A 26,183-nucleotide genomic window follows, 5' to 3' on the forward strand; every position below is an offset into this window, starting at 1 on the left:
GGCCGCGCTCTACGCCCTGGCGGCGGCTCGCGGTGTGCCAGCGATTCAACGTCGTGGCGACCGAGCGGGAATCGGCAACTTCTGCCAAGAGTTACGGCAAGAGCTGGTGGCGCTGGGTCTTCTCAAGGAACGCGTCTGCCCGAGGATGGGGGAGCCGGCCGGCCGGTGGGCGGGGGAGAGGGGCGCGAGAGCAGCCCGCTGCCGCGGGCCCCGAGGTCACAGCCCGCGCATCCGCCGGACCTGGAGCGCCAGCGCGAGATTGAGCCGCAGGTGGGGATCGGTGGTGAACGGGCCGAGCAGCCTTTCGAGCTTGCCGATGCGGTAGCGCAGCGTGTTGTAGTGGAAGTGCAGCACCCGAGCGGTTTCGGCCACGTTGAGGTTGGTGTCCAGCAGCACCTGGAGCGTCGTGCGCAGGTCCACCGCCTCCTGGTCGTCCCTCGTCGCCAGATCGCGCAGCGTCTCGCGGAGGAAGCCGGACAGCTCCGCCGAGTCCGGCACCAGGCTGAGCAGCCGGTACACCCCCAGGCTGTCGAAGTCGGCGACTGCCCCCGGCCCGTGCATCTGGCGTCCCACCCGCGCCGCGCGCCGCGCCTGCTCGTACCCCTGCGGCAGCAGGGCCGGGCGGTCCATGACGCGGCTGATGCCGGTGCTGAACGACCGGCGCCCGCCGCCGCCGTCACCCGAGACCTGCGCCACCATGTGGTGCACGATGCGGTTGGCGGCGGCCGCATCGACCGCGCCCATCACGATGACGACCTCCTGGCTGAAACCGCCCACCGCGGCCCCGGGATCGTGATCGCGGACCACCATGGCCCAGGCGGAGGCGAACCTCTCGTGGACCGGGCGAAGCCCGCGCGGCTGCGGGACCGCGTCCGCACCGGTGTCGAGCTCGGCGACCACGACGACCACTGGGCGGTCGATGTCCCAGCCCAGCGAGGCGCAGTGCGGCACGGTCTGCTCCGGATCGCCGACCCGGCCCGCCAGCAGGTCCCGTAGGAAGTCGCTCTGGTACTTGCCCTCCACCGCCGCGACCGCCAACTCCTTGGTGATCACCAGTGCGGCGGTGGCCGCGGCGCGCTCGAGTACGTGGACGTCGCTGCCGTCGACCGCCCGCTCGGCGGTGATGAGGACGACCCGGCCGTGGTCCAGCGACCCGGCCATCACCGGCACCAGCACGACCCGAGCCGCGCCGTCGTCCAAACCGTGCAGTCCGTGCTTGAAGCGCTCGACCCGGAACCGTCCGCTGGGATCAAAGCAGTCGTCCGACGCCGGTCGGCCCTGCGGGGGGTCGGATTCGGCCAGCATGCGGCCGTCCGGAGTGGTCACCAGCACGGTGCCGCCGAGCAGGGTGCTCAACTCGGAGGTCAGGGCGCTCAGGCCGCCTCCGGCCAGGACCACATTGACCAGCACCCGATGGGCGTCCTCGGAGCGTTCCAGGACCGCCGCCTGCCGGTTCAGGATGTCGGTGAGGACGTGGTTGAGGATTTCGTCGAACGCCACGTCCTCCGGCAGCGCCACGATCGGCAGACCCAGGCGGTCCGCCGTGTCCAATACCCGCGGCGGGAGCCGGTCGAGGTAGCGGCCCAGCTTCACGGCCACCGCCGCGATGTCGCGCCGGTCCAGTTCGGTGACGAGCTCGGTGAGGTCCTGCGTCTCCCTGAGCGGATACCCCGTGGTCAGCAGGAGCTCATGCGGCTTGACCCAGTCCAGGACGTCGGGTACTTCCATGATGTTCATCCGCTGGACCACCCGGTCCAGCCCGCGCTCCCCGGCCACCAGCCGGGCACCGGCCAGGCAGGGCGAATCGAGCACCTCGCGCACCGGGATACCGCGGATGAGCATGCCGCCGTTCGCGGGGCGCGCCTTCCCCGTCTCCGCGCTGCCCGCCGGGCGCGCCGCAGAGCCTTCGCTGCCTGCCACCGGGGCTTGGCCGGAACCGGTTGGCAATTCCTGCGAAGGTTCCATCTGATCATTGGCAACCTTGCCCATGGGGAGACCTTAGCGACCTGACTACCTTCGCAACAGGTCGCGGAGCCGTCGATCTGCGGCCTCCCTCGAGGTACCCGAGGAGGTGCCGACCTTGGCCATCCACACCGCCACCGACCCGGTAAGACCGCGGACGGTCCTGCCCGCGGCCGCGTCCCGAGCCCTGCGCCCGGCTCTGGAGGGCCCCATCGGGCGGGCTCGCCTGTTGGCGGTCTTCCCGACCGCGGTCTACCTGGCGACGGCCGATGGTACGGTCCTCGCACTGCTCACCACCGACGCGGTGCGCCTGCCGAACTCCCTGGTGGTCGCGACCGACGGGGCATCGCCCCTGACCGACGTCGTGCACGAGGGTGACGCCGCCGGCTGCGGCGCCGGCTTCCTGCGTATCGGCGGCCTGAGGGTTCGGGCGGCACGGTGGTGGAAACCGCGCCACCCGTCCCGGCCTCGCGACCGCACGGCGCTTCGTGTCGGTACCGCGGAACTGGGAGCGTTCTTCCACGCCACCGGCCGGCCGAAGGCGGGCCTGCCCGGCTCCGGCCATCCGGCCCTCGCCGACCTGGCCCGGTACACCGTCAAGGGCGACGGTCCGGCCGCCGCAGAGGCCGCCGCCCGCCTCATCGGACTCGGGCCCGGACTGACGCCCAGCGGGGACGACGTGCTCAGCGGCTTCCTCCTGGCACTGCACCACCTGGTACCAGCGACCCGGGCGCGTCCGATGGAAGTCGGCGAGCAGGTTCCCTGGCGCGGTACGACGGACCGGGACGACGAGGTCGCCCGGCTCGGAGCCCGCGTCGCCGCGCTCGCCGCCGGGCGTACCACCGACCTGTCTGCCGCGCTGCTCGGCCATGCCGCGGGGGGCGACGGCTGCGATCCGGTCATCGATGTGATCGACGCGGTCGCCGGTCACCAGCACCTGGCCCCTGCGCTGGCCCGCCTGCTGACGGTCGGTCACACCTCCGGGGCGGATCTGTGCCTTGGTGTGCTGGCCGGGGCGCGCACAGCCCTGGCTCGATGGCCCACCCGCTGACCACTCGCGCAGTCACGGCACAACCCCCACGCAAGAGCCGACAGTAAGGAGATTCGGTGACCAGCGCACTGGAACTGCGTCGCGGCATGTATCGCGACTCGGTGCGTCTCATGCAGGTGAGCAGATCGGTGGGCGCGCTCGACGGTGTCGCTCGCGCACTCGTGTCCATGGCGACGGAGCTCAACCTGGAGCTGCTGGCAGGCATGGGCTTCGACGTGCCGGAGGACGCCGGGGCCAACGACCTAGTGATCGCCATCCGGGCGCACGATGACGACGCGCTGCGACGCGCCCGCGAACACGTCGAACAAGAACTGGCTGCCCCCTCCGGCGGCTCCTCGCGGGGTGGCGGCACGGCGCTCGGCCCGACGTTCCGCACCGTTGGCGCGGCCGGGCAGGACGCCACCGTGGCGCTGCTGTCCATCCCCGGCCCGCATGTCTTCGCCGAGGCCGTCGACGCACTCGACTCCGGCCTCCACGTCATGGTCTTCAGCGACAACGTTCCAGTCGAGCACGAGATCCGGCTCAAGGATTATGGGCGCGAACGCGGTCTGCTGGTGATGGGTCCCGACTGCGGGACCGCGGTGGTGGGCGGGGTGGGCCTCGGCTTCGCCAACGTCGTGCGCAGCGGCCCGGTCGGGATCGTGGCGGCTTCGGGAACCGGCAGCCAGCAACTCATGTGCCTGCTGCACTCCGCCGGTGCCGGGATCAGCCACTGCCTGGGGGTCGGCGGGCGCGACCTGTCCGAAGCGGTCGGCGCGCGGTCGACACTCCAGGCCATGGCCATGCTCGACGCCGACCCCGCCACCGGACTGATCGTGGTCGTCTCCAAACCTCCGGCGCCCTCCGTCGCCGCCGAAGTGGCCCGCTACGCGGCAGAGTTGGCGACACCGGTACAACTCGCCTTCCTTGGACGGGGCCAGGACGACCTGACCACCGCAACGGAGAAGGCGCTGACCCTGCTCGGCCTGAACGGCGGCGACAGCGGCCCCACCGTCTGGCCCGCCTGGCTTCCCGAGTGTCCGTTGACCCGGCGCGGCGGTGTGCTGCGCGGCCTGTTCTGCGGCGGAACGCTGTGCGACGAGGCGATGGCCATTGCCGCCGAGTCACTGGGCCCGATCGCTTCCAACATCCCCCTGGAACCGGGCTGGGCGCTCCCTGCCAACCTTCATTCCGAGGGCCATCTGATGATCGATTTCGGTGACGACGGACTCACTGCCGGACGGCCCCACCCCATGATCGACCCGAGCCCCCGCCTGGAGCGGCTCGCCGCCGAGCTGGCCCGGCCCAGGACGGCCGCCGTCCTGCTCGACGTCGTGCTCGGCCACGGCGCCCATGCCGATCCCGCCGCGCCAGTGGCCGAGGCGATCCGAACAGCCGGCCCGGGCGCGCCGCCCGTCGTCGTATCGCTGTGCGGCACCGACGCCGACCCGCAGGGGCTGTACGCCCAGGCCCGGGTACTGGCCGAGGCGGGCGCCGAGGTGCATCTGTCCAACGCCGCGGCCACCCGCCGGGCAGTGGCGCTCGTCGAAAGGCAACCGTCGTGACCGACTGCTCCTCAGCCTCCCGGCATCTGCTAAACCGTGACCCCGTGGTGGTCGCTGCGGGCGCCGACCTATTCGCTGGCGCCCTGGCCGCCCAGGCCGTACCCGTCACCCGGGTCGACTGGCGTCCGCCGCTACCGGGCACCGCCGACGACCTCACCCGGGTGCTGGCCGATCCACGCCGCGAGGAGGCGAACCGCATCGCCGTCAGCCGGTTGCTGGCTGCCGGCGCACGGCTCGTGGCCGTTCGTCCGGCTCGGGAGGCCCTCGGCCTGGAGCCCGGACGCTTCCTGCACGCCGGGCCCCCGATCGACTGGGAGCACGCCTCCGGCCCGATGCGCGGCGCGCTGGTCGGCGCCATGCTTTTCGAGGGCCTGGCAGCCACCCCGGAAGAGGCCGAACGGCGACTGGCGCGGGGTGAGGCGGAGCTCACCCCCTGCCATCATCACAACGCGGTGGGGCCGATGGCCGGCGTCGTCAGCCCGTCGATGTGGATGTTCGAGCTGGAAGACCCGGTCCACGGCGGCCGCTCATGGTGCTCACTGAACGAAGGGCTCGGCAAGGTCCTGCGGTACGGCGCGTTCGGCCCCGAAGTCATCGAGCGCCTCCATTGGATGGCCTCGGTTCTCGGCCCGCTGCTGAGCACCGTGGTCCGCGCCCACGGGCCGGTCGACATCCGGGCGATCATCGCCCAGATGCTGGAGATGGGCGATGAGGGCCACAACCGCAACCGCGCCGGTACGCTGATGCTGCTGCGCGAACTCCTCGCTGAACTGATCGAGTGCGGCGCCCCGGCCGGAGCCGTCGCCCAAGTGGTGCGCTTCGTCAGCGGCAATGACCACTTCTTCCTCAACCTGGTCATGCCCGCCTGCAAGCTGGCGCTGGACGCGGCGAGGGGCGTTCCCGGCTCCACCCTCGTCGTCGCGATGGCCCGCAACGGAACAGAGTTCGGCATACAGGTCTCGGGCACCGGCGACCGCTGGTTCACCGGTCCCGCACAGGTTCCTGAGGGGATGTACCTGGGCTCGTACGGGCCCGGGGACGCCAACCCCGACATCGGGGACTCGGCGATCACCGAGACTGCGGGCATCGGCGGGTTCGCGATGGCGGCGGCACCCGCCATCGTGCGATTCGTCGGCGGAGAGGTACGGGACGCGCTGGACGCCACCCGCCGTATGTACGAGATCACGCTGGCCGAGAATCCGGCGTACCAGGTGCCGGTCCTCGACTTCCGCGCCACGCCGACCGGCATCGATGTCACCAAGGTCGTGCGGACCGGTGTGCTGCCGCAGATCAACACCGGCATCGCGGGGCGGGTTGCGGGCACCGGCCAGGTCGGTGCCGGGCTGGTGACGCCGCCCGCCCAGTGCTTCACCTCGGCGTTGGGCGCACTCGCGCGGGATGCGCCCCCGTTGGGATAGCGCAGTTGCGCGGCGGCAGAAGGCCGAGGGCGGACCGCCCTCGGCCTTCCCACGGCCTCAGCAGGTGGCGTGGATGCGGCCGGTGGTACGGGCGAGCTGCGACCCCGAGCCGCCGCGTCGGCACATCACGATCTCCGCCAGCACTGCGATGGCTGTCTCCTGCGGTGTCCGCGCCCCCAGGTCGAGTCCGATGGGCGAGTGCAATCCGGCCGTCTCTCGCTCCGACAGGCCGGCTTCGTGAAGCCGGGTGAGCCGGTCGCGATGCGCTCGGCGGCTCCCCATCGCCCCCACATAACAGGCCTCCGAGCGAAGGGCGCGGGCGAGCAGAGGCACATCGAACTTGGGGTCGTGGGTCAGCACGCACACGGCGGTCCGGGCGTCCACCGAAAGGGCCGCGAAGTGACGGTCGGGCCAGTCGACGACCAGTTCGTCCACGTCGGGGAAGCGCTCCTGCCTGGTGAAGAGCGGTCGCGCGTCGCAGACGGTCACCCGGAAACCGGCGAATGCCCCGGCCCGCGCGACGGCCGCCGCGTAGTCGTTGGAGCCGTACACCAGCAGCCGCGGCCGGGGAACGAACGACCGGACAAAGACGATCTCCTCGCCCGGCGCGCGGCTCGCCGCCGCGATCCCCCCGCCTGCGGGCCCGAGTCGGACCAGTCCGCTCTCCGCACGGGCGAGCATGGCTCGTGCGGCGTCCGCGAGCGGCCCCCGGTCGAGGGCCCCGGGGAGACCGGTCACGGCGCGGGTACCGATCCGGTCGGCATCGCACGAGGCGACGATCGTGGCCGTCGCCACCGGGGTGCCCGCCCGCAAGGCGGCGATCAGAGCCGGGAAGTCCGGCCGGTGAACTCGGTCGACCGGTTCGACGAACACCTCGACGGTGCCGCCACAGGTCAGGCCAGCCATCAGAGCGTCGTCCTCGTCCACTCCGTAGGCGGCCAACTCCGGCCGCGCCGAGCTGATCACCTCACATGCCAACTCGTAGACAGCACCTTCCACACACCCGCCGGACACACTGCCGAGCACCTCGCCTCTTTGCCCGACCGCCATCACCGCGCCGACCTCGCGCGGTGCGCTGCGCAGTGTCGAGACCACCGTTGCCAGTGCGAAAGTCCGCCCGGTGGCGTACCACTTTTCCAGATCGTCAAGCAGTTGCTGCATGCCGTTGCCACCTCCACTGGGCCACCCTGAACGCGGCTCAGTACACGCCCGGTGCCACCGGGGTCACGACGTCAAGTTCTGACAAGTCCACCACCGCTCCATGGTGAGCCGGACGCTCGCGTCCCCGCCCTGCCACGGCACCTACGAGGAGCGGATCATGGAGCTGGTCGACTCAAGCAGATCGTCGGCCGTCACCTGCGCCGCACCAAGCGCTCCACGATCGCGGACAGGACGGTCCCACCCGCACCGGACCTGGTCTGCGCAACTTCACCGCGAAGACGTTGAACACCAAGTGGCGCGGCGACATCACGTATGTCGCCGTCGGCTCGACGCGGCTGTATCTGGCCACGGTCATCGACATCTGCTCGCGCCGCGTGATCGGCTGGTCCATCGTCGGCCACATGCGCACCCAGCTCGTCACCGACACGATCGACATGGCGGTCTGCGCCCGCGGCGGCAGGCCAACGGCGTTGTGTTCCACACGGAAAGGGGCGCGCAATATATGGTGGCGGCCTTCGCCGACGTCTGCCACCGGCACGGCATTCGCCGCAGCATGGGCCGCGTCGGCTCGAGTTGCGACAATGCCCTGGCCGAGTCGTTCTTCCAGGGCCTGAAACGGGAGCTGCGCCACAGCGACGCCTCACCTCAAAGGCGCAGACATGGCTGGAGCCGCTCCGCCGGCCGGCCTACTACAACCGGCGCCGCCGCCAATCCGCCCTCGGCTACCTCACGCCAGTCGAGTTTCGAGCAACAGCTGATCTCATCACGTACGCTGTCGCTCATCGCATGAAACCCGGTGTCCACTCCCGAGGTTGAGCCTTCAGGTTCACGGGAGGCAGTCGCCCTTCCGAACCCGTCTCCTTGGCAAAGTAAGGCACCGTACCTCTCCGTCGCGCCTTACCAGTAGACTCTCTGCTCTCTCGCGGCTCCGCCGCTGCGGTTGCGATGCAAGGAACGTTCCTGTGCTGCGTCGTGTGTTGGGCCCGGAAGTGAGGGAGGCCCATGACAATGCGTGTATACAGGCGTGACGCCAAGTCGGCGTGCAAGCGCGGAAGACGAGGTTCGGTGGCCGGTGTCGGGCTGGGGGACGTGCTGTTGTCGTCGGCGGTCGTGGTCTACGTACTGGTGATCTACGTCGCCGTTGGTCCTTCCACTCGGGGTCTGCGCTCGGCTGATTGGTTCTACGTTTCTTGTCTGGCGACGGACATGGCTGCGGGACTGTCGTTGCTGACACGTCGTCGCTGGCCGCTGCTCTTGACCTGTGCCTCTGTGGCTGCCCAGTTCGTCACCGGGGCGGTGACGACGCTTCCGATTGCCTTCTACACGCTGATCTCTTTGCGGCGTTATGTGTGGGCAGCAATCGGTGCTGTCTTCGTCTGTGTGGCATTCGTGCTCCATTTCATGGACCTGTCGCGCGGCTATTCTTCTTATGTCAGTCTGCCGGTGGCCTTGGCGTATGCCTTCGAAGGGATCGCCATACGTGAGATGATCCCGTTCGTCGTCTTCCCGGCGCTGGTCGCCGTCACGGTCCGAGAGCATCGGCAGCGCATCGACAGTCTGCGGACGCTCAATGTGCAGTTGCGGCGCGAGCAAGAACTGGTGGCTCAGAACGCGGCGTTGACCGAACGTACTCGCATCGCACGGGAGATGCACGACGTCGTGACACACTACGTCGGACTCATGGTCCTGCGGGCGGGGGCGCTGGAGTTGACGGTCGGTCGTGCATCCGAGGCCGGACGGGGTGCCGGCGTGATCGCAGATCTCGGGCGCAAGACGATGTTGGAGCTGCGGGACCTGCTTCACGTCCTGCGTCAGGACGGCAAAGGGGAGAAGGCGGCTCTCAGCCGTGCAGGGGAGGAACCATTCGACCCCGACCTGGTACCGCTGCTGTGCAGCGCTCATGATGCCGGCATGTCAGTGTCCTGGACGGTCGACGATGCCCTGGCAGGGCAGCCGGCGCTGTTGAAGTATGCGGTTTATCGCATTGTGCAAGAAGCGCTGGCGAACGCTGCCAAACATGCTCCCCGGTCCGCGGTGCACGTGACAGTGAAACAAGAGAAGGACGCGCTGCGGCTGACCGTGCGGAATCCTGTGCCGGCGTTCGCTCCGCGGGACTGTGATCGTATGGGCACCGGCACCGGCACCGGCAGCGGACTCGGCCTGATCGGCATGGAGGAGCGTGCACGGCAGCTGGACGGTCACGTGGAGGCTGCCGTCGCCCCGGACGGACAGTTCCAGGTACTGGCAACCTTCCCACTGGCGCGGACGCAGCCAACGAAGGTGTGACCATTCACCTGCGCACACGTTGGACCGCAACTCGTGGCCGGACCCCTCGGGGGAGAGGAGGGAGGCGGGCAGGAGCGGGGGCAGTCCTGCTCCTGCCTCGCCGCTTCTCACGGAAGGCGGCGCAGCCGTCCGGCTTGCATCAGGCCGCTGCTGCCACTGGGCACTGTCAATCCCCTCGAACTGTGGAGATCTTCTATGTGGGCGCCGGCCGTTCCGAGAACGGCGACCCCGTACGCCGCCAGCGCGAGACCAAAGCTGTGCAGCGTGCCCGCATGAAACCGAGGTCCTCGGCGGCCTGTGCGGGATCGGCTTCCCCGTCTCGATCACGATGCGTGCAGCACCCTCACGGAACTCGGCGTTATGTGAGCGGTGCTTGGGCCCCGTGAACCTCAGCTTCCCCTGTCATCCGCGGGCTTCACGGTACGAGGGGAGGAACCCACCGACGGCTGATCAGCCGGGGATGTTCAGAGCAGATCGAGGCGAACGGGCTGCGCCATCGGCCCCAGACGTCCCCAGCAACAACCGGGGGCCTGGGGAATGGCGTGAGCGTCCACTGCCCTGTATTTCCCGGCCTGGCGGCAATGTCACCTGCTGTGGATTTCGCGGCGGGTCGTCCCGTAGGACGCAGCCTTAACCGATTCTTAAGGGCTCCATAACAGCCTCTCTGGTATCTCACCGCCTGGTTCTGGGGGGCGTTGCGGGGCTGTAGAAACGTTGTGGCGGGTTCCGTGAGCCCGCGATGAATTGGCCGAGAGGATCTGAGCTGCTGCTGCCCCAGGCGGACAGCCAAGCCGGCCGCGAAGACGAGCGCTGACCGGCATTTGCCGATCCCTGTAACCGTCACGCCTGTCACCGAACCTTTCCGGGGAGCAGGCGGCGCACCCGGGCCGGACGGTGTCCTGCAACTGTCCGGTCCCGCAGATTTCACGGTCCGCGCTGCTCGGGACCACCGAACAGCGCACGAGATGACTCTCAGTTAGGAGGACACATGCGTCACCGCCGTAACCGAAGTAACCGCACGTTAGTGACATGGCTTCTTGCTCTTGTGCTGCTCATACCTGCAACGGCTGCGGGCACCGCCGCTTTGGCCGCGGCCGGTCCGGCATCTGCGGGGCAGGACATCCGTGTGAAGCTCGAGGCAGTACCCGGAATGAAGGTGATCGGCGAGTCCCGTCCCGAGTCCGGATACCGGTTCTTTCAGCTGACGTTCCAGCAGCCGGTCGACCACGCCCACCCGTCGGCAGGCGTTTTCCAGCAGCGGCTCACGCTGCTGCACAAGTCGGAGTCCAGGCCGATGGTCCTCTTTACCACCGGCTACGGCGTGCTGCCCCAGCCGTACCGTTCGGAGCCGACGCAGCTGGTGAACGGAAACCAGCTCTCCGTCGAGGAGCGGTTCTTCATCCCGTCGCGCCCCAGCCCCGCCGACTGGTCGAAGCTGGACATCTGGCAGGCCGCGAGTGATCACCACAGCCTGGTCATGGCACTGAAGAAGATCTATCCGAATAGGTGGATCTCGACCGGTGGGAGCAAGGGCGGGATGGCGACGGTGTACCACCGCCGCTTCTACCCGGGCGATGTCGATGGCTCCGTTGCGTACGTGGCGCCGAACGACGCGGTCAACGACGAGGACTCGGCCTACGACACGTTCTTCCAAAAGGTCGGCACCAAGAAGTGCCGTGACGCGCTCGACAATCTCGAGCGCGAAGGCCTGCTCCGCAGGAGCAGGCTGGTTCCGCGGTACGCGGCCGAGGCCAAGAAGCAGGGGTTGACCTTCAAGCTCCTGGGAGGCCCAGACCAGGCGTACGAGAGCGTCGTGGCGGGCGTATCGTGGTCGTTCCGCCAGTACCACAGCGAAACTGAATGCGGCAACATCCCGTCCAGCAGCGCCTCCGACGACGCGATCTACCGGTCCATCGACGGCATCAGCCAGTTCACCGCCGGTACGGACCAGGAGCTGGATGGGTTCCTGCCCTACTACTACCAGGCGGGTACCCAGCTGGGATGGCCGACCTACAAGCAGCCGCACCTGCGCGGCCTGCTGCGCTACCCCGATGTCGACGTGCCGCGCAAACTGGTACCGCGGAGCATCCCGATGCGCTTCCAGAAGGATGCGATGGCGGATGTGAGTAACTGGGTGCGTGATCACGGGAGCCGGCTGCTGTTCGTCTACGGCAGCGACGACCCGTGGGGCGCCGAGCAGTTCGCGCTCGGCAGCGGCGCCCGCGACTCGGAGAAGTTCATCGCCCGCGGGGCCAACCACAGCGCGGACATTTCTCAACTGACCCCCAAGGATCGCGCCACGGCCACCGCCGATGTGCAGCGCTGGGCGGGAGTCGGCGGGCCGGAAGCGGAAGTGAGGACGGAGCGCATTCCCGCCCTCGACTCGTACAAGGAGGGGCTGGAGCGGCGGCCGCTGTAGGGGCTGCCGCGGGCTGGCGGAAGGCTGCCCGCGGCAGCTGCCGACGTCAGGGCAGCCGCCGTCGCCGGTGGCGCGGGCTTCGGGTCCGCGCCACCGAGCCCCGGCGGCTGCGCTGACGTATTGCGGGCGCCAGGCCGTCAGGCGGGAGCAGCTCCCGCACTGACATAACACATCGCGCCGGGCCACAGCGCCCCGCCGCCTGCGGGACTGGACCGAAGCCGACGTCCCTCGGCGGCCGTTGAAGTCTGCGTCCTGCCCGGGGGCACGCGGCGAGGGCGACCTGAGCGTCGCCCTCACTGAACATTTGCGCGGCCTGAACGGCTGAGCCGATGTCACCCGTTGCGTGGACAGCTTCCACCAGGTCTCCTGCCCCGCCTGGAATCGCGTGGTCGGGTTGCCGGGGGTACCGGCAATGGACATCGCGGCAACCTGACGACGAACACGGGGCCTTTGGAGGGCATGCCCTTCATGGCCGGGTCGGGCCCGCAGTTGCACGCATCGCGGAGAGGAGCGCCGGAAGGCGGTCGGGACGGCAGTGCGGCCGGGGCTGCGCGGCCGGCGCATCATCCAAGTGCGGGAACGTGTGAGAGGCCGAGCGCGAGCCCGGGCCGGTCCAGGCGCTGCACGCCCAGGACCGGGCGTATACGGGCGGATGGGGGGCAGGATGCGCGGCCGCGATCCACTCCCCGTCTGCTTGTGGACGTCGGCCACCGGCCTGTCGGGCGAGGGCATCGACCTGCGCCGGCAGGCGTTCTTGCGCAGATTCGGTCTCGGGCGCACCTTCTGGGTGATCGAGCAGACGCTGGGCTGGGCCTGCTCGAAGCTCCGCACGCCCGGGGTGGCGCACCGGTGGACCTGGCTGGTCGTGGTGGCTCACGCCCAACTCCGTCTGGCCCGGCCGCCGGCAGCGGACCTGGGCCGCCCCTGGGAGAAGCCAGCCGAGCCCGGCCGGCTCACCCCCGCCTGAGTCCGCCGGGGGTTCAGGGACCTCCTCAGCCCGAACTTGGCTTGCCCGGCCCGTGCGCCGAAACCCAGCCGGCCCAGCCTCGGCCGGCCGGCCGGCTCGAAGAACGGGCACCCCGCCACCCGCTACGACGTGGGCAAAACAGCCAGGCGGCCCGAGAACACCGCCGAACGTGACCAAGTCAGACCATGAACAACAACCCCGCCAGTTCGCTCCGTTGTGGCCAGTCGGTCGGCTGCAGCCGCTGAAGTGACAGGACTGCTCAACGATCGTTGATGCCGCCTCATTCTCAAGGCGGTTCCAATCGCCGTTCGTTGAAGCTTCACTGCCTATCACGAGCCAGTGATTGTCTGGGGGCCTGGCGGCAAGACGGCTTGTCCCAGACCGTGTGACCTAACAGGAGATTCCCGTGTCGCCGTCCGCAGCAAGTCCTTTCACCTGGCCCTTTCCTGGCTGCCCGGGTCCTGAGCCGGCGTGGGACGAGGCCCTGTGCCACCAGAATTGTGAGGTGCCCGACGCGTCATGTCTGGAGGCTTCGGTCGCTGTCATCTTGTCCTGGAGACGGGATCGGTCCGTGGCTGGCCGTGTCCCCGCGGGACACGACGAGCGATACACACGGGCCGCTCATGGAGTGGTGGGGTACCGACGGCCACTCGGCGGTCTCTCTTGAGGCTATGCGGTGAGTTCGGCCGGTAGTAGGGTCTGGTCGGTTTCTGACTCGATGGGGTGGAGGCGGGCCTTGGCCGGCAGGTCGAGTCACATGTGGCGGCGGGCTTGGGCCCACTCGACGTTCTGCTCAGCCGGCGACCAGGCGGATCAGGGTGGTGCGGTCGGGGCAGATGCCGACCTCGTCGGTGTGACGGCGGATCTCCTTGTTGAGCCGTTCCTGCGGGTTACCCCCTCAGACGACACAACCCCCTCGTACTCAACCCACCTGTCTGCTGGCGGTACTCGCGGTGGGCTTGTCGCACCGCACTGCTCTGCGTGTGCTTTTGCGCGTACCGCTGCCCGCGCCGCGGGTGTCCCGCGTGATCGGCGTCGGAGAACCCCGAACGCCCCACAGACCACGCGCGGGGCTGCCTCCCCGGGCGCCGGCTGCCGAAAACGTTGATCATTCCGGCACGCGTCCACACCGCGCAGGTGGAAGGTGAATCGCATACGGCGGCACGGGCCCCGGACACCTCACAGGCTTGACGCGTCATCGACACGGATGACGCCTTCCGTGGAGCCGTGCGGTGGTGTGCGCAGTACTGTGACACGTGCCAGACCCGTTGCTGCCCGCACCGCCGCCGCGGTACACCTTCGAGGAGCGGCGTATGCGCCTTGAGTACCACCATCTGAACGTCGTGGTTCAGGTAGCCGACGCGGGCAGTATCCGGGCGGCCGCGGCAGTCCTTCAGATCTCCCAACCCGCCCTGAGCACCCAGCTGCGCCGCATCGAGCAACTGGTGGGCGCCCCCCTGTTCGACCGTCACCGCGACGGCGTGCAGCCCACCGACCTCGGGCACTATGTCATCTCCCATGCCCGTCGGCTTGTCGCCGGACTCGACGAACTGCGGACAGAGGTGGAAGGGCTTACCGCCCCCGATCCCGCCACTGTGCGTATCGCCGCACCCGCGACGGTCCTCCCCCTCATCGTGGCCGAACTGCGCAGGCGTGTTCGCGGAGCCTCGGTGCACAGCATTGCGGAGCGCTACCACGTGTCCCTGATCGACGGCGTGGTGTCCGGTAGCCTCTCCTTCGCGGTCACCCACGAGCCCTCCGGACCAGACCAGGCGCTGCCCGACACGCTCGAGTCCGCAGTCCTGCTGCGCGAGCCCGTCTTCGTTGGACTTCACCCCGACCATCCCCTGGCCGCAAGCGCCCAGGTCGACCTGGCCCAACTGGCCGCGGAGAACTGGATCCTTCCCCGGCCCGACGGCTCCGAATGCCACCGCTTCTTCTCCGCAGCCTGCGAGGCGGTGGGCTTCGTACCGAGGATCAGCCACCTGACAACCGACTCCTCCCACGCCGTCGCACTCGTCTCCTCGGGCGAGGGAGTGGCCGGCTTCTACCCCGCCGAACACAGCGGAATCGTCCTCAGACCCCTCACGGGCAACCCGCTCAGCCGTGAACTCGTCCTGGTCTGGTGCACCGGCCACCAACTCGCCCCGCAGCTGCCCGGCTTGTGTGAGAGCGTAAGGGCCGCATACTGCAGACGCCTGCACGACGACCCCAGAACAGCACAGTGGTGGCACGAAAGCGGTGAATCCTTCGTCACACCCCCGTTGAGGTGTCCTGGTGATGTTGGACGCTCACTGTCTACGCCGCCGGGGGCGTGTTGATGCCGCTGCCTGGTCTCGGCTGGGGTGAGGTGGCCGAAGACCTCGTGCTTTGGCAGGCGGCGGCGGTTGCAGAAGGTCTTGGTGAAGTTGGCGAAGTTCCGGACGTCATCGCGGACCCCGTCGGCATCCCGGTCCGCCTCGCCCGGCGGCCGCTGCATCCCGATCGGGTACGTTTGACCTGCGCGTTCCGCCGACGGCCAGCCGTTCTTGCGCTCCAGGGGCGCGATCGGCCCGGCCATGTACTCCAGCGCCCGGCCTCGCGGCTCGGGCCGGGAAACCGCGAAGCGATCCGCGTGTGCATCCCCGCCAGCACCTCACGCCAGGATGCGACTTGGCGTACATCAAGATCCACGGACACCAGGGCACTGGGTCGCACCCGGCCCCGCAACTGTGATTGCCGTACCAACGCGGGGGCGGATGGCGGGGATGCCGTAGGCTCGGGCGAGGTGAGTACCGGTGATGGTCTCGTGGAGTTGTCCGGCGATGGCGCGGTCGCCTTCGGCGAGTGAATTCACCCGGCGCTGCGGCCGGGACCGTCCTGCCGGCGGTCACCCCGGGGGGTGGGAGACGCCGACGCCCGGGGCCAGGCCCAGGACTGCGTCCACGCCGCATCCGGTGCGGATCTGGCCGCGCCGCCCAGGGCACCGCCGCTCTGGTGGCCACCGAGGACGCCCGCTCTCTTCGGCCGTTGCCTGAAGGGCTGTGAGCGCGGTGATCGGGCAACTGCGGGAGGACCTGTGACTCCTGCCGAAGGGGGCTATCGGTCCAGCAGCCGATGGACTTCTTTGCCGAGGGACTCGAGGTCGTCTTGGAGGTGGCTCCGGGCGCACGAGACTGCGTCGTGTGCCGACTCTTCATCCTGGGAGATCCGGGCCGGTCGTGCCACGGGTGGTCGCATGCGCCCGAGGTCCATTGCGAATGCGGTGTCGCTGAGGCGCGGGTTGCCCCTGAGCAGGGTGAGTGCTCGCACATCCGGTTGACTGCGTGACGGTCGTTCTCCGCGGTGGCCTGCTCGGCTTCTGTGAGCGCACGGTGGAGAACCGCACTGGAGTGCTAAAGGGGGTTGCAGAAGGCTGTGATCAGGGCATCTTCTCTGTATGGGTGGGGTGTTGAGGGCTGAGCGGGTGTGGGTGGAGACGTTCACCGGCCTGCGGACTGATCAGTTCAGCCGGCTGTTGAAGGCGGTTCGGGAGCGCGGTGGGGAGGAGTGTGGGTGGGGTCGTCCGTGGCGGCTGCCGCTGGCTGAGCGGGTGTTGCTGGTGGCCGTGTACTACCGGACGAACCTCACCATGCAGCAGCTCGCCCTGCTGTTCGGCGTCTCCCCGGCGGCCGTGTGCCGGGTGATCCAACGGCTCGGTCCGCTGCTCGCGCTCGAGCCGATCCGGGCCCGGCAGGAGGCCGTCGAGCGGTTGTGGATCGTGGATGGCACGTTGATCCCGGTGCGTGACCGGAGGGTGGGTGCCTCCTCGCGCAACTACCGGTTCTCGGCGAACGTGCAGGTCATCGTAGATGCGGAGACCCGTCTAGTGGTGGCGGCGGCCCGTCCGGTGGCGGGTACGACCGCGGATGCGAAGGCCTGGCGGGACTCCGGGCTGGCCGAGCACTGCCAGGGTGTGACCGTGCTCGGCGACGGCGCCTATATCAACACCGGCCTGATCGTCCCGCACCGCAAACGGCCCGGGCGGGCGCTGCTGAAGGGCGAGGAAGAGGACAACGCCGCCCACCGCAAGGTCCGCGCCCGCGTGGAGCACGTCTTCTCCCGGATGAAGAACTACAAGATCCTGCGTGACTGCCGGCAGCGCGGCGACGGGCTCCACCACGCCGTCCAGGCCGTCGCCCGCATGCACAACCTCGCCCTCGCCGCATGACCACACAGGCCAGACACCCGCTTCAGGCCGCCTGACCACGGCCTTCTGCAACACCCTTTAGGGTCTGTAGGGCTGGGACGGCTGTTGCGCGGGGTAGGGGATGCCTGCTGTATGGGGTGCGGGCGCTGCCTGGTCCCAGTTGTCGTCGCCGAGCATCATGTCGGGGTCGAACATGACGATGACGGCGGCGATCAGGAGGACGGAGAGGGGGCCTGCGAGCATGACGAAGAGGAACGACAGCAGGCTGGTGGAGGACTGCACGGTCGTGGACTGGCTGGTGAGGTGGACGGAGACGGCGGCCATGCCGGTGTAGTGCATGCCGGTCACGGCCACGCCCATGACCAGGCTGGCGCCGAGACTGGCCCACAGGGCGTGGATGGAGACGGCCGCCCACAGTGCTGCGGTGGCGGCCGCGACGGCGATGGCGACGGACAGGACCACGGTCTGGGTGTCGTAGCGGAGGGTGCCGGTGGTGTGGATGGCGGCCATGCCGAGGTAGTGCATGGCCGCGACGCCGAGGCCGGTGACCGCGCCGGCCGATGCCAGGGTCGTCGGGGAACTGCCGCAGTAGCCGACGAGGAAGACACCGATGGCGACGACGGCGATGGCGACCGCGAGGCTGAGGAGCGTCCTGGTCGTGTCGTAGTGGACCAGGGCGCCCTGGATGCTGAAGCCGATCATGGCGATGAAGTGCATGGTCCAGATGCCGCAGCCGATCGATATGGCCCCCAGTGCCAGCCATCCTGCTCTGCGGTGCCGACGGCGCAGCGACCGTGTCGTGCACCGCAGTCCGAGCGCCGCCCCGAGGCAGGCCATCAGGTAGGCGGCGACCGGGGTCACGGCGCCGTAGTGGAAGTTGGAGACGGTGGAGTTCATACGGGCTCCTTTCACGTGCGTGACGGCAGGCGGCACCCCCTGGCTTGGTGTGCCGCACCGTGGTGCGGCGCATGCCCCCGCCCGGCTGCGGGGCGCACGGTCGCGGGGCCGGTGCGGGGCCTTTCCGCCGAACGCGGGGTGCGTTGGCGCCCCGGGATGCGGCGTCGCCGAAGTCGCAGGTGCCGGTGTGGCGGAAAGGGCTGGCCTGGTCGGTGCTGTCGGTGGACTGCCAGCGCATCCTCCAGGTGCTCGCGGACCGCGCCCGGCTCGGTCAAGGACCGCTGACCTGCCAGGAGATGGCTGCCTTGTTCGGCATGGACGTGGTGCCGGCGCGGGTGGAGGCGTTGCGTTCGAAGGCCGAACGCCTGGTGGCCCGCTTTTGGCTGGCCGAGCCCGCACCGGGCCGGTTCACGCTCGCGCAGGAGGGGGCCGGGCCAGGAGGCGGGTGCGCATCAGGTGGGCGAGGAACCGCTGGACGATCCACCGCTTGTGCAGCACCACGAACCCCCGTTGGCCGTCGCTGCCTTTGACGACCTTCGGCACCGGGGCGAAGGCGACCAGGCGGTACTCCACGAGGCTGCCGGTGCAGCCGCCATGGCCCATATAGGGGGCCGGCAGGTGGTGCGCCGGCGACTTGTCGCAGCGGGACCTGCGCGGCGGTGCGGCCGCCGGTGTCCGCGGCGGTGACCACCACACGCAGCGGCAGACCGAGCGTGTCGGCCACAACGTGCCGCTAGCGCCCGTTGACCGGCTTGCCGCCGTCAAAGCCGCGGCTGTCCGCACCGAGGACGGTATCCGCCCTGACCGACTGCGAGTCGATCACCCCGGCCGCCGGCTCCGTATCCCGGCCCAGCCCGATCCGGACCTGACCTGGCAGCCGGTCGGGGAACTCCTTGACCAGGCCGTGGTCGCGCCACCGGCGCAAGAAGGCGCAGACGCGGTCCCGCGGCGGGAAGCCGGCCGGCATCGCCCGCCGCTTGATGCCCATGTTTACCAGGTAGCGGATCGCGTCCAGCATCGCCCGGTGCAGTACGCCTCCGGCTGCCCGCCCCGGCCGCGCAGCCGGCCCGGCACCGGCAGCAGCGGCCGGACCACGGCCCACCCTTCCGCGTCCGTCATCTCCGTCGGGTAGCGCGGGCCGGGACCCGTTGCCGACGGCGTTCCCGAACCGGTGAGCCAGGCAATCACACGCATGGGTGACCGCGCCGGACTCCGGGATCTCGGCAGCGTACGACTGCGGCAACAGGGCTGTTTGCTAAGTGAGTTGGGTGACGTTGCCGAGCTGCCAAGTGGCCCTGTTGTCATGGCCGGCACCGGGCGCGACCACCCGATCGGGACCCCGGTTCGACGCACATCCCTCAAGATCGGAAAGACAACAGCTACTGAGACCGACTGCTAGGACGGCACGTCTTCGAGCTTCCACCGGAAGCGGGCACCGTCACCCTGCGGCTCGGAGAGGTACATGACGGAGCCCGGGACGGTGATGTCGCCCCGCACGACGGCACCCTCCGCCGCAGCCTCGCTGGTCAGCATCACGCTTTTGGCATCGGCCGGCAGAGTCTTCCATCGCTGCGACGGATCGTCGGTGGACGCGCATTTCATCAGCAGTACATAGTTACCGGAGCCGTCGAGGCAGTACCCGCTCTCGGCATTGCGGATCTGGGACCAGCCTTGGCCGACGTCCGTGAGCACCCACTGCTGGCTTGCAGTCCCCGCCGGCGCCGTCTGCCTCAGCTGGAATTGGCCACCGGGAACCGGGGTTGCGTCAAGGGCCGCCTCCACTGCGGCGCTTTGGATCGTCACCCGGTGCTCGGCTTCCTGTGCGCTGGCGGACGGTATCAGGGTCACACCGAGCAACACCGAAAGGCCGCTCACCGACACGGCAACAACGTGGATCTTCTTCATCAAGTTCTCCCCTTCGTCTCGTTCTGCGCGACCGGTTCAGCCCTCGCACCGGGCACAGGACCGGTGTTTCGCCGGCTCCGGATGATCGGTGCACGTGCCTGGTTGTGCATGTGCCGGGCCGTGATGGCCGATCACGGCCCGGCACCGCCGCCGACCGCGCAGGCCAGTCAGCGGCTCGCGGCAGCCGGCGAGGTTCCCCACAACCTCACCGGGCACCGTCCACGTGCTGCGGGCGGGCTGGCCGCAGCTATGCCAGCCGCGTAGGCGGGTGCAGCACGAGGCTTGCGCAGCCGGTGGAATCGGGCCCGGCGTCGGTGCCCGGCCAGCGATTTCCCCCAGGCGTCACCAAAGGTCAGCCTTTGATGATGTCGAGAATGGACGACTTCTGCGCGGCCACATCACCGAATGCTTCGCCGCCTATGCCGCAGACGTCTTCTCCGCCCGACGAATCGGCGCCGACCAGGCGGCCGCCCACGACGAACGGTCCGCCCGAGTCCCCGTAACAGGTGGTGTTGTTTTCGGTGACGTCAATGCACAAGAAGGGATCCTCACCCCCACAGCTGGCCGACGATGCCACCGTGGTGGAAAGCTTCTTGAGCTGCGTCGACAGGGGACAGTCGCTCGTACCGCAGGTCGCGCCCCAGCCGTAGGCGGTCCCGCTCTGTCCCGGATCCGGCGTGCTGTCGGCGATCTCTATCGGGGTGTTGTCGACGGGCTCGGACAGCTTCATCAGCGCCACATCCCCCTGCCCCGCCACCTGTTGGACGATGTCGCGCGTCGTGCCGCCGTCGCCGTGGGAGTCGGAGCCGATCCTGGCCTGGGAGACAGAGTTCATGCAGTGCTTTGCGGTGACCACCCAGCTGGACGACACGAGAGATCCGGTACAGAAGGAGTCCCCGTCCAAGGCGACCACCCAGCCCGGGTTTTCCGTCTCCGAGCCTCCGACGACGCCCATGGCCGGGTCGGCGACGAAGGCAATCACCCCGACAGCCACCGGCACTGCCGCCAGCGCCGCTATTCTTCGGAACTTCGCCACAAGTCAGCTCCATTCAATGATCTGATCGGCGGGAATCTGCATCAGACCGCGGTGAAGTCCGATGGCCGCCGCGGTTGTTGAAGACTAGACAGAGCCGCAAGGCCGGCCTATATCCCGAAGGCCTATAACTTGCTTGACGGACCACTCCCAGTCGGGCCTGACGTACATGTCGGATTCGACGTCCCGGCCGTATCTGAAACGCAGTATTCGTCACGATCGCAAGCGGCCGCGGACCGTGAATGATTAGAATCCCTCGCTATGTGTGAAGCTCGCCGTAACGGAAGTCTGCACGAAATGCGCATTTGTCAGTCCGGCATCGAGGCTTCCGGCGGACTGGAACAGTTGCTGCGGCAGGCGGCTGTGGCTGCCGGATTGGGCCCCCACCTCGCATGTGCCGCCGGCCGGCCGGGACTACGAGATCCTGTATCCATGGCCGCAGCCGGTCCGGTGCCGGCCTGCGCCCACGGCCGCCGCCCGGCCGGGCCGGAGGTGACCGGCGCCGCCTCCATCTCGGGGAAGGGCGCCCTACGGTGAGCGGTCGACACGCGCAGCACCGGGTGCCGCGCGCCCACTGGCTGATACTGTGCCTGGTCCTCCTCGCGGTTGCCTCAGCCCTGCTCTTCGAGGGCTGGACCGTCCACGAGGTCGACGCCGCAAAGAAGCGCCTCGATTGCACCGAACCTGTACCGGCGGCCGTGAGCCGAGGCGGTCCGGTGCTGCGCATCGGCCCCGGGACGGTGGAGTCCGCCACCATGCCCCCCCATACCGTTGCGCTCACCTTCGACGGGGGGCCGGACCCGGTGTGGACCCCGCGCCTGCTCGAACTGCTGGCTACGCACCATGCACACGCGACGTTCTTCCTTTTCGGCAGCAGTGCGGTCAGGCACCCGGATCTGGTGCGGCGGATCCGGGCCGAGGGCCATGAGATCGGCTCGCTGACCTACACCGGAGCCGTGATGGGCGCGGCCTCACCGCTGCGTGCCCGGCTGGAACTCTCCCTGACGCAGACGGCGTTGGAGGGCTCTGCCGGTATCCGTACCAGGCTGCTGCGGCTGCCCCGGACCGGCCCCGTGGACACCCTGTGCGGCGCGGAATGGACGGCGGCGCACCATGCTGCCGCGGACGGTTACCTGCTGGTCGCCGCAGACACCGAGGACCGCTTGCCGCCGCAGGGCGTGGTACGGCAGTTCGGCCATTCGGCCGACGGCTACCAGCAGGCCAAGGCGCTGCTCGGCGACCGGAACGGGGATGAGTTCACCACCGTGACGGGCGGGCTCAAGATACCCCCGGCCAACACACCGGCATCCCTCCTCGGGCGATGGCAGGGCACCGCACTGATCTGGATGGCAGCCCTCGGGCACGCGTGCGCGGCAAGCCTGACATGGACACTGTGGCTGGCAGTGGGGCTGGGCGTGCTGCGGCTGGTGCTGCTCGTCGTCTTCGCCCGTGTCCATGTCCGGCGGCTGCAACACCGCTGCCGGGCTGCCGCCTCCTGGCCGCGCGAGGTCAACGACCCGGTGACCGTCCTCATACCCGCCTGCAACGAGGAAGCGGGCATCGAGTCCACCATCCGTTCGCTGCTCGACTCCACACACCCCCACTTGCAGATCATCGTGATCGACGACGGGTCGACCGACCGGACCGCCGAGATCGCCGCAGGGATCGGCGATCCCCGCCTGGCGGTGGTCCGCCAGGCCAACGCGGGCAAGGCCAGTGCCCTCAACACCGGTCTGGCCCACGCGCGTCACGGCATCGTGGTCATGGTGGACGCCGACACCGTCTTCGAGCCGGAAACCGTCCACCAGCTCATCCAGCCGCTGGCGCACCCGGCCGTGGGCGCGGTCAGCGGCAACACCAAGGTCGGCAACCGGCGCGGCCTGCTGGGCCGCTGGCAGCATCTGGAATACGTCTCGGGTTTCAACCTGGACCGGCGCACGTTCGACGTGCTGGAGTGCATGCCGACCGTCCCCGGCGCCATCGGCGCCTTCCGGCTCGACGCACTGCTGAGCGTCGGCGGCGTCAGCCAGGACACACTCGCCGAGGACACCGACCTCACCATGGCTCTGTGGCGGGCCGGCTGGCGCGTGGTGTACGAGGAATCCGCCATCGCCTGGACCGAGGTCCCCCTGGCGTTCGGCCAGCTGTGGAGGCAGCGCTACCGCTGGTGCTACGGCACACTCCAGGCGATGCGCAAACACCGCCGCGCCGTCTGGGAAGTAGGCCCAGCCGGACGCTTCGGCCGCCGCGGGCTGGCCTATCTCGCCGTCTTCCAGGTCGGACTGCCGCTACTCGCTCCGGTCATCGACGTCTTCGCCCTGTACGGGGTGCTCTTCCTCAGCCCCGTGCAGTCGGCCGGGGTCTGGCTGGGCTTCCTCGCTGTCCAACTGGCCTGCGCCGGATACGCACTGCGGCTGGACGGCGAGCGGCTGAACGCGTTGTGGGTCATGCCCTTCCAGATCTTCGCCTACCGGCAGCTGATGTATCTCGTGATCATTCAGTCCATGGTCACCGCTGTGCTCGGCAGCCGGCTGACGTGGCACCGCATGCAGCGCACCGGCACGGCCACGCAGCAGCGCGGCCAGCCGGCCCCGGCCAGAAGCCTGGCATCGTGACCTGGACCTCAAGGCAGCTGTCCGCCACGGGCCCGGTCCCGCGCGCGCAGCAGCGGCCCGATGCAGGCCGGACACCCCCCTTCACCGGCTGCCGACCTGCCCGGCGCCCGGCGGACGAACAAGGGGCCGCTCTGCGCGACCCGGAAAGGATGCCCCTCATGCTCATCGGCACGATCCCTCCGCCCCAACGGGCTGAATCCGGCAACCACCGGCCCCAGTTGCCGCCGACACCCATACCGCTCCTCGTGACCGAGCGGCGCGGCGGCGGATGCGGACGCTCGGCGGCTGGGGACGACGGGGCGCAGGCCATGACGGCGTACGCATACTGCTTCCCGCGGCCGAACGCCCCGTCCGGCGGCCGTAAGACGACCGGCGTGGCGGCGCGGCGGCTGCGGATGACGGGGCGCAGGCCATGACGGGGAGCATGAGGAGGCATCAGGCTGCAACCTGGCCGGACAAACTCTTCAAGCCGCCGCCACCCACGATCTTCCAGGGCACGGTGCCCCCTCGCCCCGGCCTCCCGCCGGGGTCCGCCGGCCGCAGGGGCTGCGGACACTGTCACCGTGATCCCGGTCGCAGCCGGCCGCCGTCCCGCCGGGGCTGGCGCCGCCGGGCGACACGGACGCTGGCCCTGCTGACCGCCGTACTGCTGGCGGCACTCTTCGGTACCTTCTTCTGGGCCGAGTCCAGGCTCCATCGTGAGGTCGACCTCGCAAAGATCGCGGACCGTGCGCCGCTCGGCAAGGGCACCAACTACCTCATCGTGGGCTCCGACAGCCGCGCCGGTCTCTCGGACAAGGCCAAGAAGGATCTGCACACCGGCGGCGAGGCCGACGCCGGGCGCCGCACCGACTCGATGATCCTGCTGCACACCGGCGCCCACGGCACCACGATGATGAGTCTGCCGCGCGACTCGTGGGTGACCATCCCGCCGTACATCCGCCCTGACACCGGCGTGCACTACCCGGCGTCGCAGAACAAGCTGAACGCGGCGTTCGCCTTCGGCGGACCTGAACTGCTCATACGTACCATCGAGCGCAACACGGGGCTGCACGTCGACCACTACACGGAAGTCGGCTTCGCGGGATTCGTCGGCATCGTGAACGCCGTCGGCGGCGTGCAGATGTGTCTGGACAAGGACGTCAGGGACGAAAAATCGGGGGCGGACCTGACGAGGGGCTGCCACACCCTCAACGGACGCATGGCGCTCGCGTTCGTGCGCGAGCGCCACCAGGAGACCCAGGGTGACTTGGGGCGCACCGAGAACCAGCAGAAGTTCCTGTCCGCACTCGCGCGCAAGGCGGCCGCGCCGGGCGTCGTCCTCAACCCTGCCAAACTCTACGAGACCACGAACGCGGGCCTGGGCGCGCTCATCGTGGACAAGAACATGCGCCTGTGGGACCTTGCAGCGATGTTCCGGGCGATGAACGGCATCACGGCCGGCCAGGGGAAACGGTTCAACATCCCCGTGACCGGCCGCAGCTTTCCCACCCACGCCGGCAGCGCCGTGAAGTGGAACGCCGTGCAGACCCAGAAGCTCTTCACTGAACTGAGAAACGACCGGCCCGTGAGCTACGAGGGCGGAAGCTGACCGCCCCGCAGGACCGTCGGGAAAGTAGCCCTGCGGATGCCGCTGGTGCAGGGGGCGCTCCCGGTCATGTCCACCGGGCCGGGCCGCAGCGCGCGCGACGGGGGAGGCAACGAACGCACCCCGCGCTCGGCGGGCAGCGCCGCACCGGCTCCGCCCAGAAACCGTCCGCCCCGCAGCCGGGCGGGGCGGACGCCGCACCACAGTGCCGGCACACCACGCCAGGGGGTGCCGCCTGCCGTCACGCACGTGAAAGGACCCCGTATGTGTCGATCGGCTGCGGCATCTGGACCATGCACTTCATCGCTATGATCGGCTTCAGCGTCCAGGGCGCCCTGGTCCACTACGACACGAGCGACCCTAGGTCGCAGGCTCTGCGACCGTGGGTAAGCCAGCGGTTCCTGGGCTCTTTGGTCATCTTGCAATCCCTGGTATGTGCTTCGATGTGCGGCGTACGAGACCTATACGCAGGGCGTAGACCGCCGGGTTGCACGGGAATGCACGCATGTTCCGTGCCACAACGGGAAGTTGGGTGACCAGTGGCGTGGGAGGCATGACTGACGAAGAGTTTGACGCGTTCTACGCTGCCGCGTTCCCCCGGCTCACCGGCCAGCTCTACGCCTTCACCGGTGACCACGGCGAGGCGCAGGACGTCGTCCAGGAGGCCTTCGTCCGGGCCTGGTGTCAGCGGCAGGACTTCTTCGCGGACGCGGCGCCCGAGGCGTGGATCCGGACCGTGGCGATGCGCCTTGCCGTCAGCCGGTGGCGTCGGGCGCGGCGCTGGCTGGAGCTGGTCCGCTTCACTACGCCGCCCGAGCATGTGGCCGGCCCCGAGCCCGAGCGGACCGCTCTGGTCGCCGCACTGCGTCGGCTGCCCGAGGCCCAGCGCATGGCCGTCGTCCTGCACCATCTGTGCGACCTGAGCGTCGAACAGGTAGCCTCCGAAACGGGAGTCCCCGTGGGCACGGTCAAGACCCGCCTGTCCCGCGGCCGCGCTGCGTTGGCCCGCGAACTGGACATCGACGAGGGGGACAGGGAGGGCGATCGTGCTCGATGACCGCCACGCCGGTGACTTCGACGACGGCCCTGGTGACCTGTCTCCCGGCGCCGTCCATGAACTCTCCGCGGCTCTCCATCAGTTGGCCCAGGACCATCAGTCCGCCCCCCTC

General features: G+C 69.3%; 17 protein-coding genes and 6 pseudogenes. 14 read left to right on the top strand and 9 right to left on the bottom strand.

Going from position 1 to position 26,183, the window contains the following annotated elements:
* Nucleotides 1-216: 216 nt before the first annotated feature.
* Complete coding sequence (locus tag ACH4UM_RS39465; protein WP_398190807.1) at nucleotides 217-1,920, bottom strand: PucR family transcriptional regulator; 1,704 nt, start codon at nucleotides 1,918-1,920, stop codon at nucleotides 217-219.
* Between the two features lie 160 nt (nucleotides 1,921-2,080).
* Between ACH4UM_RS39465 and ACH4UM_RS39470 the strand changes: the two genes are divergently transcribed.
* The 3 genes from ACH4UM_RS39470 to ACH4UM_RS39480 are packed head-to-tail and all read left to right on the top strand — an operon-like array spanning nucleotide 2,081 to nucleotide 5,975.
* Nucleotides 2,081-3,013 (top strand): DUF2877 domain-containing protein, encoded by a 933-nt coding sequence (locus ACH4UM_RS39470; protein ID WP_398190809.1) that lies wholly within the window; start codon nucleotides 2,081-2,083, stop codon nucleotides 3,011-3,013.
* A gap of 56 nt (nucleotides 3,014-3,069) precedes the next feature.
* Nucleotides 3,070-4,557 carry an FdrA family protein gene (locus ACH4UM_RS39475; RefSeq protein WP_398190812.1) on the top strand — a complete coding sequence of 496 codons (1,488 nt, stop codon included), beginning with the start codon at nucleotides 3,070-3,072 and terminating at the stop codon, nucleotides 4,555-4,557.
* Between the two features lie 44 nt (nucleotides 4,558-4,601).
* Nucleotides 4,602-5,975 carry a DUF1116 domain-containing protein gene (locus tag ACH4UM_RS39480; protein ID WP_398190815.1) on the top strand — a complete coding sequence of 458 codons (1,374 nt, stop codon included), beginning with the start codon at nucleotides 4,602-4,604 and terminating at the stop codon, nucleotides 5,973-5,975.
* Nucleotides 5,976-6,032: 57 nt separating this feature from the next.
* Here the strand turns inward: ACH4UM_RS39480 and ACH4UM_RS39485 are convergent, their stop codons facing one another.
* Nucleotides 6,033-7,136 carry an XdhC family protein gene (locus ACH4UM_RS39485; protein ID WP_398190818.1) on the bottom strand — a complete coding sequence of 368 codons (1,104 nt, stop codon included), beginning with the start codon at nucleotides 7,134-7,136 and terminating at the stop codon, nucleotides 6,033-6,035.
* 168 nt (nucleotides 7,137-7,304) lie between these two features.
* Between ACH4UM_RS39485 and ACH4UM_RS39490 the strand changes: the two are divergent.
* From ACH4UM_RS39490 to ACH4UM_RS39505, 4 genes and pseudogenes are all read left to right on the top strand, one after another.
* Nucleotides 7,305-7,926 (top strand): annotated as a pseudogene (locus ACH4UM_RS39490) (IS3 family transposase); the annotation flags it as partial.
* Between the two features lie 275 nt (nucleotides 7,927-8,201).
* A complete protein-coding gene (locus tag ACH4UM_RS39495; protein ID WP_398190821.1) occupies nucleotides 8,202-9,422 on the top strand; it encodes a sensor histidine kinase in 1,221 nt (406 codons plus the stop codon).
* Between the two features lie 988 nt (nucleotides 9,423-10,410).
* Nucleotides 10,411-11,841, top strand: coding sequence for a S28 family serine protease (locus ACH4UM_RS39500; protein WP_398190824.1), 1,431 nt, complete (start codon nucleotides 10,411-10,413; stop codon nucleotides 11,839-11,841).
* A gap of 670 nt (nucleotides 11,842-12,511) precedes the next feature.
* Nucleotides 12,512-12,997 (top strand): annotated as a pseudogene (locus tag ACH4UM_RS39505) (transposase); the annotation flags it as partial.
* Nucleotides 12,998-13,477: 480 nt separating this feature from the next.
* Here ACH4UM_RS39505 and ACH4UM_RS39510 read toward each other — a convergent pair.
* A pseudogene (locus ACH4UM_RS39510) lies at nucleotides 13,478-13,700 on the bottom strand (transposase); the annotation flags it as partial.
* 421 nt (nucleotides 13,701-14,121) lie between these two features.
* Here ACH4UM_RS39510 and ACH4UM_RS39515 point away from each other — a divergent pair.
* Entirely contained in the window at nucleotides 14,122-15,129 is a 1,008-nt protein-coding gene (locus tag ACH4UM_RS39515) for a LysR family transcriptional regulator (protein WP_398190828.1), read from the top strand.
* Between the two features lie 89 nt (nucleotides 15,130-15,218).
* Here the strand turns inward: ACH4UM_RS39515 and ACH4UM_RS39520 are convergent.
* A pseudogene (locus ACH4UM_RS39520) lies at nucleotides 15,219-15,430 on the bottom strand (IS701 family transposase); the annotation flags it as partial.
* Between the two features lie 796 nt (nucleotides 15,431-16,226).
* On the opposite strand from ACH4UM_RS39520, the gene ACH4UM_RS39525 reads away from it, so the two are divergent.
* Entirely contained in the window at nucleotides 16,227-16,997 is a 771-nt protein-coding gene (locus tag ACH4UM_RS39525) for a transposase family protein (protein WP_398190831.1), read from the top strand.
* A gap of 57 nt (nucleotides 16,998-17,054) precedes the next feature.
* Here ACH4UM_RS39525 and ACH4UM_RS39530 read toward each other — a convergent pair whose 3' ends face one another.
* Nucleotides 17,055-17,873, bottom strand: a complete 819-nt coding sequence (locus ACH4UM_RS39530) for an MHYT domain-containing protein (protein ID WP_398190834.1) — start codon at nucleotides 17,871-17,873, stop codon at nucleotides 17,055-17,057.
* A 155-nt stretch (nucleotides 17,874-18,028) separates the two neighbouring features.
* On the opposite strand from ACH4UM_RS39530, the pseudogene ACH4UM_RS39535 reads away from it, so the two are divergent.
* Nucleotides 18,029-18,319: pseudogene (locus ACH4UM_RS39535) on the top strand (hypothetical protein); the annotation flags it as partial.
* Here the strand turns inward: ACH4UM_RS39535 and ACH4UM_RS39540 are convergent.
* The 4 genes from ACH4UM_RS39540 to ACH4UM_RS39555 all read right to left on the bottom strand — a co-directional run bounded on the left by ACH4UM_RS39540 (nucleotide 18,282) and on the right by ACH4UM_RS39555 (nucleotide 20,814).
* A complete protein-coding gene (locus ACH4UM_RS39540) occupies nucleotides 18,282-18,446 on the bottom strand; it encodes a hypothetical protein (protein WP_398190863.1) in 165 nt (54 codons plus the stop codon). The pseudogene ACH4UM_RS39535 and the gene ACH4UM_RS39540 overlap by 38 nt on opposite strands.
* A gap of 160 nt (nucleotides 18,447-18,606) precedes the next feature.
* The gene (locus ACH4UM_RS39545) at nucleotides 18,607-18,891 is read right to left on the bottom strand and encodes a transposase (RefSeq protein WP_398190836.1); all 285 of its coding nucleotides are present in this window, start codon (nucleotides 18,889-18,891) and stop codon (nucleotides 18,607-18,609) included.
* 377 nt (nucleotides 18,892-19,268) lie between these two features.
* On the bottom strand, nucleotides 19,269-19,778 hold the full coding sequence (locus ACH4UM_RS39550; RefSeq protein WP_398190839.1) for an RICIN domain-containing protein: 510 nt from the start codon (nucleotides 19,776-19,778) through the stop codon (nucleotides 19,269-19,271).
* 352 nt (nucleotides 19,779-20,130) lie between these two features.
* Nucleotides 20,131-20,814: a S1 family peptidase gene (locus ACH4UM_RS39555; protein ID WP_398190842.1), complete on the bottom strand. Its 684-nt coding sequence runs from the start codon at nucleotides 20,812-20,814 to the stop codon at nucleotides 20,131-20,133.
* 530 nt (nucleotides 20,815-21,344) lie between these two features.
* Here ACH4UM_RS39555 and ACH4UM_RS39560 point away from each other — a divergent pair.
* The 4 genes and pseudogenes from ACH4UM_RS39560 (at nucleotide 21,345) to ACH4UM_RS39575 (ending at nucleotide 26,071) form a co-directional block, all read left to right on the top strand.
* Nucleotides 21,345-23,426, top strand: coding sequence for a bifunctional polysaccharide deacetylase/glycosyltransferase family 2 protein (locus ACH4UM_RS39560; protein WP_398190845.1), 2,082 nt, complete (start codon nucleotides 21,345-21,347; stop codon nucleotides 23,424-23,426).
* Nucleotides 23,427-23,850: 424 nt separating this feature from the next.
* The gene (locus tag ACH4UM_RS39565; protein WP_398190847.1) at nucleotides 23,851-25,017 is read left to right on the top strand and encodes an LCP family protein; all 1,167 of its coding nucleotides are present in this window, start codon (nucleotides 23,851-23,853) and stop codon (nucleotides 25,015-25,017) included.
* Nucleotides 25,018-25,280: 263 nt separating this feature from the next.
* A pseudogene (locus tag ACH4UM_RS39570) lies at nucleotides 25,281-25,367 on the top strand (MHYT domain-containing protein); the annotation flags it as partial.
* Nucleotides 25,368-25,567: 200 nt separating this feature from the next.
* Nucleotides 25,568-26,071, top strand: a complete 504-nt coding sequence (locus ACH4UM_RS39575; RefSeq protein ID WP_398190850.1) for a SigE family RNA polymerase sigma factor — start codon at nucleotides 25,568-25,570, stop codon at nucleotides 26,069-26,071.
* The last annotated feature ends 112 nt before the right edge of the window (nucleotides 26,072-26,183 follow it).

Source organism: Streptomyces sp. NPDC020801 (assembly GCF_044334385.1).
Lineage (GTDB): Bacteria > Actinomycetota > Actinomycetes > Streptomycetales > Streptomycetaceae > Streptomyces.